The 4,335-nt window shown below is 73.7% G+C and carries 5 protein-coding genes and 1 pseudogene; all 6 read left to right on the forward strand.

All coding sequences use genetic code 11. The features are described 5' to 3' along the window. Window positions 1–99: pseudogene (locus HF577_RS40320) on the forward strand (4-(cytidine 5'-diphospho)-2-C-methyl-D-erythritol kinase); the annotation flags it as partial. A gap of 779 nt (window positions 100–878) precedes the next feature. Next, window positions 879–1,256 (forward strand): tautomerase family protein, encoded by a 378-nt coding sequence (locus HF577_RS36720; RefSeq protein ID WP_169400605.1) that lies wholly within the window; start codon window positions 879–881, stop codon window positions 1,254–1,256. Further along, window positions 1,253–2,356, forward strand: coding sequence for a zinc-binding dehydrogenase (locus HF577_RS36725; protein WP_169400606.1), 1,104 nt, complete (start codon window positions 1,253–1,255; stop codon window positions 2,354–2,356). Before HF577_RS36720 ends, HF577_RS36725 begins: the two co-directional genes overlap by 4 nt. Then, complete coding sequence (locus tag HF577_RS36730; RefSeq protein ID WP_169400607.1) at window positions 2,353–3,126, forward strand: SDR family NAD(P)-dependent oxidoreductase; 774 nt, start codon at window positions 2,353–2,355, stop codon at window positions 3,124–3,126. The genes HF577_RS36725 and HF577_RS36730 overlap by 4 nt, the downstream gene beginning before the upstream one ends. A 53-nt stretch (window positions 3,127–3,179) precedes the next feature. Beyond that, window positions 3,180–3,998, forward strand: a complete 819-nt coding sequence (locus HF577_RS36735; protein WP_169400608.1) for an NmrA family NAD(P)-binding protein — start codon at window positions 3,180–3,182, stop codon at window positions 3,996–3,998. Between the two features lie 109 nt (window positions 3,999–4,107). Then, the coding region (locus tag HF577_RS36740) for a 2-phospho-L-lactate transferase CofD family protein (RefSeq protein WP_312859621.1) at window positions 4,108–4,335 on the forward strand (228 nt) is incomplete at its 3' end.

Below are 4,335 nucleotides of genomic sequence, written 5' to 3' on the forward strand. Positions count from 1 at the left end.
ACCGAGCTGGCCGGCGTCGGCGTCTGCCGCACCGTCCGGGTGGCTCACGGACCGGTTCCCGGCGCCCGCGTGGTCGACCTGCACGAACCGCCGGGACCGCCCACGTCCTGGCCTCCGGTGCGCGCCTTGTGGTCCGACGTGGGCGGCAGTGGTCTCGTACAGGTGGCCGAGCAGTACCTGCTGATGCCGGGCCACGCCGCCCGGCTCGCGGTGGTGCGCGACGGCCTGATCGGCGAGCCCACCTCGGTGCAGCTCTCCTCCACGCACATGTACCACGCGGTCTCCCTCATCCGCGGCCTGCTCGGCGTCGACATGGACGAGGCCGTGGTCACCGGGCGCGACTTCACCGCGCCGCTGGTCGACCCGCTCTCGTTCGGCGGCTGGCACGAGGACGCTGCCCCCGAGCCGCGCAAGACCACGCTTGCCACCATCGACTTCGGCGGCCGCTCCGGCCTCTACGACTTCACCGACAACCAGTGGTGGAACCCGCTGCGCGCCCGGCGGATCGTGGTCCGCGGCTCCACCGGCGAGCTCGTCGACGACCGCCTCGTGCGGATGGTCGACGCCACGAGCCCCGTCGAGTCGCACCTCGTCTACCGCCGCACCGGGGTCGACATGAACCTCGAGGGCAACGACCTCGACTTCGTGAGCGTCGACGGCAAGGTGGTGTACCGCAACCCCTACGTCGGCACCCGGCTGTCCGAGGACGACATCGCCGTCGCGGCGCTCCTGGAGGCCACCGGGGCCTGGGCCCGCGGGGAGGGCCCCGAGCCCTACCCGCTCGCGCAGGGCTGCCAGGACCACGCCATCGCGCTGGCGATCGGCGAGTCCGCCCGCACGGGGCAGGATGTCCGTGTGACGAAGGAGCCGTGGGCCTGATGCCGCTGGTGAGGATCGACCTGCCCGACACCACCCCCGACGAGCAGCGCCGCGCGATCGCCGACGGTGTCAACGCGGGCCTGGTGCGCGGTCTCGGGATGCCCGTGGACGACCGGTTCCAGATCGTGCGGAGCCTGCCCGTCGAGTCCTTCGCCTACGACCGGCACTACCTCGGCGTCGACCGCGGCGCCGTCGTCTTCGTGCAGATCCTGATGGTCCGCGGCTACAGCACCGAGACCAAGAAGGCCACCTTCGCGGCGATCGCCGAGGAGCTGGAGGCGGTGGGTGTCCGGCCCGACGACGTCTTCGTCGCGGTCACCGAGAACGGTCCCGAGGACTGGTACGCCGGCCGGGCGGGCAACGGGACGGCCGCATGAGGGCCGCCGTCCTGCGCGAGCCCGGCACGCCGCTGCAGGTCGAGGAGGTCGAGCTCGACGCCCCGCACCACGGCGAGGTGCTGGTGCGGGTGGAGGCGGCCGGGGTCTGCCACACCGAGCTGCACTACATGGCGGGCGACATCCCGTGCCCGTTGCCGATCGTGCTGGGGCACGAGGGCTGCGGGGTCGTCGAGGAGGTCGGCTCCGGGGTCGACACGCTGAAGGTCGGGGACCGGGTCTCGTTCACCTGGCGCCCGCGGTGCGGGTTCTGCGAGTTCTGCATGACCGGCCGCCCGGTCATGTGCATCTACGGCCGGGTGCAGGCCCGCTCGGGCGGGTTGATGGACGGCACCTCGCGGCTGCACCGCGGCGGGGAGCAGGTGCACCACTTCCTGGGCGTCTCGTGCTTCGCGGAGCGGGCGGTGGTGTCGCAGCGTGCGGTGGTGCCGCTGCCCGAGGACGTGCCGGTCGCGGTCGCCGCGGTCACCGGCTGCGCCGTGATCACCGGGCTCGGTGCGGTGGTGAACGTGGGCGGCCAGCTGGCCGGCCGGCCGCTGCTGGTGATCGGCGCGGGCGGGGTCGGGCTGTCGGCGGTTATGGGCGCGGTCCTGGTCGGGGCCGGACCCGTTGTCGTGGTGGACATGGCCGCCGACAAGCTGGAGCTGGCCCGGCAGCTGGGCGCCACCCACACCGTCGACGCCGGCAGCCTGGACGCGGCCGGCGTGGTGGCGGCGGTGCAGGACCTGACCGGGGGAGGCGCTGAGGTGGCGCTCGACGCCGTCGGCAGCCCGCACACCCTGCGCCAGGCCTTCACCGCGCTGCGCCCCGGCGGCACCGCGATCGCGGTCGGGCTGGCCGCGGTGGACGCCACCGCGTCGATCCCGATCAACGAGCTGGTGCAGCAGCAGAAGCACCTGGTCGGCAGCCTCTACGGCTCGGCCAACCCGCCGGTGGACCTGCCCCGGATCCTGGCGCTGTACCAGGCCGGGCGGCTCCCGCTGGAAGCGCTGCTGGGCGCGCAGTACCCCCTCGACGGCGTCGAGGACGCCTACCGGGCCCTGCGCGACGGCGCCACCGGTCGCGCCGTGGTGGTGCCGTGACCGGGTACGCCACCTACCCGAGCCTGCGCGACGCCGTGGTGCTGATCAGCGGCGGGGCCAGCGGGCTCGGGGCGGAGTTCGTCCGCCAGTTCGCCGCGCAGGGCGCGCGCGTCGGGTTCGTCGACATCGCCGAGGAGGCCGGTGCCGCGCTCGTCGAGACCGTCGCCGCCGACGGGCACCCCCGGCCGCTCTTCCGCGGCTGCGACGTCCGCGACCTCGACGCCTACCGGACCACGATCGCCGAGATCGCCCGTGAGCTCGGCGACGTGCAGGTGCTGGTCAACAACGCCGCCGACGACACCCGCCACCCCAGCGCCGAGATCGACCCCGCCTACTGGGACGCCCGGATGCGGGTGAACCTCGACCACCAGTTCTTCGCCGCCCAGGCCGTCGCCCCCGCGATGCGCGCCGCCGGGCGGGGCTCGATCATCAACCTCGGGTCGATCAGCGCCCACATCGACTTGCTCGACCTCACCGCCTACATGACCGCCAAGGCCGCGATCGAAGGCATGACCCGCTCGCTGGCCCGCGACTACGGGCCCGACGGCGTCCGCGTCAACTGCGTCCTGCCCGGCTGGGTCATGACCGAGCGTCAGCTCGAGCACTGGCTCACCCCGGAGGCGGACGCCGACCGGGCCAGAGCGCAGTGCCTCCCGCACCGTCTCGAGCCCGACGACATCGCCCGGATGGTGCTCTGGCTGGCCGCCGACGACAGCCGCTCCTGCACCGGGCAGCGGTGGATCGTGGACGGCGGGTGGATGTCCGGTTGATCCTGTTCGTCGGTATTGACCTGTAGTCGACTTCAGCTCCTAGCGTCCCGCCCATGACGATTCTCGTGACCGGCGCCACCGGCAAGGCCGGGCGTCACGTGGTGGAACACCTGCTTCGCACGGGCCAGGACGTCCGCGCGCTGGCCCGCCGCCCGGAACGCGCCGCGCTGCCCGCCGGCGTGCAGGTGATGGCGGGTGACCTGACCGATCCGGACACCCTCGGCCCGGCGTTCGACGGCGTGACGGCGGTTCACCTGCTCACGACGGGCGGCGACGACTACGCCACCCTGACGACCGGGCCCGAGATCGCCGACCTCGCGGAGAAGGCGGGCGTCCGGCGGGTCGCCCTGCTGTGGAACGGGCAGGACGGGCCGGTGGAGAAGGCCGTCGAGGCGAGCGGTCTGGAGTGGACGCGCCTGCAGCCCGTCGACTTCATGAGCAACGCGCTCGCCTGGGCGGCCTCGATCGCGACCGACGGCGTGGTGCGGGAGCCGTTCGCTGACGTGCCCGTGGCCGTCGTGCACGAGGCGGACGTCGGGGCGGTGGCGGCCGCGGTGCTCGTCGCTGAAGGCCATGCCGGGCGGACCTACTCGATCACGGGTCCGGAGGCGTTGACCCCGCGGCAGCGGGTGGCGGTCATCGCGGGGGCGATCGGCAGGCCCGTCGAGTTCGTGGAGCTCACCGAGGAGCAGGCCAGGGCGAGGTGGCGGGCCGACGGCTATGCCGACGAGCTGATCGACCTGCTCGTCGCGTGGCAGTCGAACCCGCCGGCGGCTGCGTCCACCGTGGCCGACACCGTCGAACGGCTCACCGGCCGCCCGCCGCTCCGCTTCGACCGGTGGGCGGCCGAGCAGGCCACCGCCTTCCGGTGAACCGGCCGGGCGTGGACGACGGAAAGCCCTGACCTGCGCCCTGGTCCGGGCGTCCCGGTACCCGCCGCCGCTGCTCAGCGGCCGATCTCCCGCGCGTAGGCTCGCGCGGGTGAGAGTCACGGTGCTGGTCGGCGGCGTCGGTGGGGCCAGGTTCCTGCTCGGGGTGAAGGCGGCCCTCGGGCTGCCTCCCGTCGGGGCGGGCGAGTCGGAGCACGAGATCACGGCCGTCGTGAACGTCGGCGACGACGTCTGGATGCACGGCCTGCGCATCTGCCCCGACCTGGACACCTGCCTGTACACGCTCGGCGGGGGCATCGACCCGGAGCGCGGCTGGGGC

Source organism: Pseudonocardia xinjiangensis (assembly GCF_012911925.1).
Classification (GTDB): Bacteria; Actinomycetota; Actinomycetes; order Mycobacteriales; family Pseudonocardiaceae; genus Pseudonocardia; species Pseudonocardia xinjiangensis.